Genomic DNA, 3743 nt, shown 5'->3' with positions numbered 1-3743 from the left:
GGCGAAATGAATATAACCACCTTCGCCCACACAGTTCTCTGGATAATTTGACGCCGGCAGAATACGCCATGAAAATCTCAGGTGATTACTAACTTTCTATCTGGACGGCTTTTGGGGGCAGGTCACATATCCACCTTAGATACCATTACTTTTGCGAAAAGGGCATCCCAATTTGGAGTGCCCTCGCCCACAATCATTGATATACTTAATGTCATTTCTTTTTCACTGGAATCCAAATTTCACTTCTATATTTCGGGCTTCCAGTATCTGGACTCTCATTCCACAAAATTTCAGGCCCTTCAACTGCCTCGTATCCTGAAGATGGAAACCACTCTGAGTATATCCTGCCCCACACATTTTGAAGTGTTTCTGGAAACGGTCCAATTGACTCAAATACTGCCCAGGTACTAGCATCAATTTCTAATACTTCAAATTCTGCAGTTTCATTACTTGATGTTGCTACCCCAATGTAATGATCTAGCTCACCCTTTTCTTGCATTCTTCCTTCCGAAAAATTAGTAGATGCACTAATAATACCTGTTGGTTCTACATTTGAAATTAATTTTAATTGTTTAATAACCTCCGGTGTTAAGAGTTCGGTCATTTTTTCAATCTCTGGATTAACACCTTCAAAAATAACGGGAACTCTTTTCTTAAATCCTACTAACTTAAATAACTCTTTTTCAACAATACGATAGTTCATTTCGCATCCTCCTTTAATTGATAATTGAAAGGCCATTCGAGGATAAGCTTTTAATTGTGTATTCTCACTTCTTGCTTCAGAAGGGAGAATGCCATGCATAGAATGAAAAGCACGGGAAAATGAATCCGCTGAATTATAGCCATATTTGACAGCTACATCAATTATTCTCAAATCCCTATCCTTCAAATCAAGTGCAGCCAGAGTCAGTCTTCTTCTCCGAATATATTCTGATAAGCTTACACCTGATAAAAAAGAAAACATGCGCTTAAAATGATACTCTGAACAGTAGGCAATTTTAGCAATTTTACTATAGTCGATATCCTCAGTTAAGTGCTCTTCAATGTATGCCATTGCATTATTCATACTACTTAAAGAATCCATCAAACAACCTCCTTTCATCATCAATATTATCAAAGGATGCATTTAATCATCCGACAATCTGTGCACAATATAATCGACTATCATGTGATCAGTCGTTAATTGCCTCGATACCCTGCCGCTTTAGCTTTTCAAGGTTATCTAACATGTTCTGGAGCACCTCTGGAGCATGCCCCTCCCAATCCAACACTTCGCCTACTACCCGTAGCGGTGACTTGGTGCGGTAAGACCTTGTTGGATTCCCCGGGAATTTCTTATCAGTTAAATTAGGATCATTCTCAAAGGTACCGGTAGGCTCCACTTGATAGATACGACCTGGCTGGTTACCAACCGCAAGCTCTGCTCCCCATATTGCTGCATCCATGGTCGCAGTAAAATAGATGAAGTTTGCCTTCTTTCGCTCACCATAATTAGAGCTAAAGCCAGGTTCCAGCAAATCCCCAACCTTCAAATCGGCTTTTGTCCCGTGGTAGAATGGTCCGGGGTCCAGAGATTTATTCAATAATTGCTCTAATCCAGTTCCCGTTGTTAGCTTTTCAAGATTATTAAATATTTCCTCTTCGCTCCAATTCCACCATTGAAGCTTTAGCAAGAATTCAACCTTTTCATCACTAAACCGCTTTTTGATAAATTTAGCTGGATTCCCACCATATATTGTGTATGGTTCAACACTTTTTACTACTGTTGAGTTAGCGGCAATAATCGCACCATCACCAATTTTAATACCCGGCATAATGGTAACATTCTGTCCAATCCATACATCATTTCCAATCACTGTATCACCCTTGAATGGTAACTGCTCTATTGTTGGAGTTACCTTTTCCCAACCACTGCCAAAGATATTAAAGGGATAGGTTGTAATTCCATCCATTCTATGATTTGCACCATTCATAATAAACTTAACACCCTCTGCAATTGCACAAAACTTGCCTATTATAAGTTTATCCCCTAGAAATTCGTAATGATGCTCTATATTATCATAAAATTTCTCTGGAGACTTTTTATTATCGCTATAATAGGTGTATTCTCCAATTTCTACATTGGGCCGTTTTGGCAAATTACTTATATAACAAACTGTTTTTATGTTTTCATTCGGATAAAGCTTTTTCTTATCTGGCCCCGTCATTGAATATCGGCTCCTTTAAGGTATTCAACCTCGTTTACTAGTCTTTGAAGAATCTCTATTCCTTTTCTTGTACACTCTACATCAGTTGATATTAAGGAAATAACCTTATCGACCCTTTCCTTGTAATCGCTTGGCTTGATCTTAAAATCTTCAATCATCTTAACAGCCTTTTTTTCATTTATACAGTATTCTTTGTTTACTGCAAATAAGACTTGATTAAGGGAAGATATGCTTCGAAAGCAATGCCCACAAACATAGGATACATCGTCTTTATCTATATTGTTCTCAGCAAACATTAATGAGAAACCTGCCTCAAACATAAAAAATTCGGTTAATCCTTTCTGCAAAGCGGTTGGATAACGTTCTGCCTGCTTTTTTAATTCGCATAAGCTTTCATTCTTAGCATATAGTATTTTGCTAATCGCTAATTCTCCTCGATACATAGCACTTATATATCCATGGGGATGCCCCGTCTGATAATTAGCAGTAACAATTCCTTGCTCCGTATCTTTGATTATTTGTTCCACCCGTTTTATATCACGTAAAATCAAGTCAACATGATACCCATTTATAACTAACCATCCGCCGCCATTAATCCAATCACCCCACGCTCCGGGAGGTACAACAAGGTTATTTCTATTCTCATCATCCAACTCTGTAGCAATTTGATTAATCGCTGTAATGTCAAATGATTCTGATTTGTAATAGATTCCGATATCTATATCAGAATCCTCTGTATGGGTGCCTCTTGCACGGGAACCCCCTAATACGATGCCTTCTATATAAGGCAAAGAGGATAATTTTTCTGTCACTGATTGAATAATATTATCTATCATACTGAATCACTCCTTTCAATATCAAAAGCTATATCCCATGCTGAGAAACGCCTTTTTTGCCATGTGTTCCTTATGCTTTACGTATATTTCTATGGAAAGGGGGCCTTCAAAATTCATCTTGAAGGCCTTATTTTCCCTGATTAGAGGTCTAACCTACTTAACGTTTAGATAAAATCAATAACCTCTTTCACTGGCCTACTTACGATCTGTCAAATACGAAAAGTAAAATAATTATCGGACTAAGTTTAATTTCTTATCTTTGATTTCATAAATCACATCAGCCACATTATCAAGCAGCCGATTGTCATGGGTGATAAACACTATAGTTCCGGCATACTCCTTCATTAGTATTTCCAAAGCCTCTAAGCTTGGTATGTCAAGGAAGTTGCTCGGTTCATCCATTAGTAAGATGTTATATCTACCCATAAGCATTTTAGCTAGCAATAATTTAATAATTTCTCCGCCGCTTAAAACAGATAAGCTTTTTCCAATATCATTCTGTTTCACCCCCATGGATGCTAGCACTGAACGAATTTCTGAAACATTGTAATCACAATCCTCCTGCATAAACTCTAGGGAACCTCTGAACAAATGGCGCAGGAAGAGGAATTCAGAGAAAAGGGATTCAAGAGGCGTTCCAAACTGAATGATTACGTCGAATTTCAACGCTATACTCCTGAATTTATTTCCACTTTTGCGG

4 protein-coding genes and 1 pseudogene are annotated in these 3743 nt (G+C 37.9%); all 5 read right to left on the bottom strand.

Features of this window, described 5'->3' with window-relative positions; all coding sequences use genetic code 11:
• Nucleotides 1-211 precede the first annotated feature (211 nt).
• Nucleotides 212-1084 carry an AraC family transcriptional regulator gene (locus CAFE_RS07745; RefSeq protein ID WP_040036557.1) on the bottom strand — a complete coding sequence of 291 codons (873 nt, stop codon included), beginning with the start codon at nucleotides 1082-1084 and terminating at the stop codon, nucleotides 212-214.
• 88 nt (nucleotides 1085-1172) lie between these two features.
• On the bottom strand, nucleotides 1173-1583 hold the full coding sequence (gene arr / locus CAFE_RS19780) for an NAD(+)--rifampin ADP-ribosyltransferase (protein ID WP_207708878.1): 411 nt from the start codon (nucleotides 1581-1583) through the stop codon (nucleotides 1173-1175).
• 18 nt (nucleotides 1584-1601) lie between these two features.
• Nucleotides 1602-2207, bottom strand: a pseudogene (locus CAFE_RS19775) (Vat family streptogramin A O-acetyltransferase); the annotation flags it as partial.
• Nucleotides 2204-3043: a nucleotidyltransferase domain-containing protein gene (locus CAFE_RS07735; protein WP_040036558.1), complete on the bottom strand. Its 840-nt coding sequence runs from the start codon at nucleotides 3041-3043 to the stop codon at nucleotides 2204-2206. The pseudogene CAFE_RS19775 and the gene CAFE_RS07735, both read right to left, overlap by 4 nt.
• Before the next feature lie 231 nt (nucleotides 3044-3274).
• Nucleotides 3275-3743 (bottom strand): ATP-binding cassette domain-containing protein (locus tag CAFE_RS07730; protein WP_233452751.1); only part of this gene is annotated, 469 nt, incomplete at its 5' end.

It is taken from the genome of Caproicibacter fermentans (assembly GCF_009746625.1).
GTDB lineage: Bacteria > Bacillota > Clostridia > Oscillospirales > Acutalibacteraceae > Caproicibacter > Caproicibacter fermentans.
The sequence above is the reverse complement of the archived record's forward strand: the minus strand, read 5'-3'. Positions and strand labels throughout refer to the sequence as shown.

What these genes read in the sequence shown, in the direction of transcription:
- CAFE_RS07745 (WP_040036557.1), bottom strand. Translation starts at nt 1,084, where the DNA reads ATGGATTCTTTAAGTAGTATGAATAATGCAATGGCATACATTGAAGAG.
- CAFE_RS07735 (WP_040036558.1), bottom strand. Translation starts at nt 3,043, where the DNA reads ATGATAGATAATATTATTCAATCAGTGACAGAAAAATTATCCTCTTTG.